Genomic DNA, 908 nt, shown 5'->3' with positions numbered 1-908 from the left:
CTGGCTTTTTGCGGGTTCCCTGCCCGCGGGACAACGGGCGGCCATGATAATGAGCCTATTGGAAACCGCTCAGGCCAACGGACATGAGCCCTGGGTCTGGTTACGTGATGTCCTCAGCCGGCTGCCTGTCTGGCCGAACAATCGGTTGAATGAGCTGCTGCCCTGGCCTGAGAATCCCTTCCGTTAACATCCCATTTTGTTGTTATCTGACAACGCAAGGTGAGTCCACCGGAACATTACGGAACAAAAACAGCACCATGTGACCCAATGGCGCCACAGTGACCTGACCCGAAAACAGTATTGCGAACAGCATCAGCTGAGTTTTTCCTCTTTCCGCGACTGGATTGCCGACAGTCACAAAATGCGCCAGCCTCTCAGCCAGACACTGCCCGCCATCTTGCCGGTTTCACTCCAGCCTGACAACGCAAGGTGAGTTCACCGGAACATTACGAAACAACGATGTACCGCTAAATACAAAACTGCCCACTATTAAGCGGGCAGTATAACAACTTTACAAATCTCATCGGTTTACAAACAACTCTTTAACCGTTCGCTTTGCGGGCCGTCTCGACTCGCGACGTTCAAATCCGTTCCCAACAGAGTTTATCCTATATAATGTGGAGAGACACAGTAACCAGGCAATATAAGCAAACAAAGCGAGAATACCTCAATACGCAAAAACCCCCAGCTTGCGCTGAGGGTTTCCACTGTATTTAAAGCCTGGCAGTGTCCTACTCTCACATGGGGAGACCCCACACTACCATCGGCGCTACGGCGTTTCACTGCTGAGTTCGGCATGGGGTCAGGTGGGACCGCCGCGCTATCGCCGCCAGGCATATTCCGTTTTATTCCAACCCTTGTCTGACTCTCCGTCAACACAACCATTGGAACCAATCTCTGAACAAGCT

2 protein-coding genes and 1 rRNA gene are annotated in these 908 nt (G+C 52.0%); 2 read left to right on the top strand and 1 reads right to left on the bottom strand.

The genetic code is table 11. The features are described from left to right. Together C6H66_RS24530 and tnpA are read left to right on the top strand one after the other, a co-directional pair. Positions 1-187 (top strand): transposase domain-containing protein (locus C6H66_RS24530; protein ID WP_146111054.1); only part of this gene is annotated, 187 nt, incomplete at its 5' end. Positions 188-235: 48 nt separating this feature from the next. After that, positions 236-433: an IS66 family insertion sequence element accessory protein TnpA gene (gene tnpA / locus C6H66_RS26495; RefSeq protein ID WP_105397019.1), complete on the top strand. Its 198-nt coding sequence runs from the start codon at positions 236-238 to the stop codon at positions 431-433. A gap of 285 nt (positions 434-718) precedes the next feature. Here tnpA and rrf read toward each other — a convergent pair. Then, positions 719-834, bottom strand: a 5S ribosomal RNA gene (gene rrf / locus C6H66_RS24520). Positions 835-908 lie beyond the last annotated feature (74 nt).

It is taken from the genome of Photorhabdus hindustanensis, assembly GCF_002968995.1.
Taxonomy (GTDB): domain Bacteria; phylum Pseudomonadota; class Gammaproteobacteria; order Enterobacterales; family Enterobacteriaceae; genus Photorhabdus; species Photorhabdus akhurstii.
The sequence above is the reverse complement of the archived record's forward strand: the minus strand, read 5'-3'. Positions and strand labels throughout refer to the sequence as shown.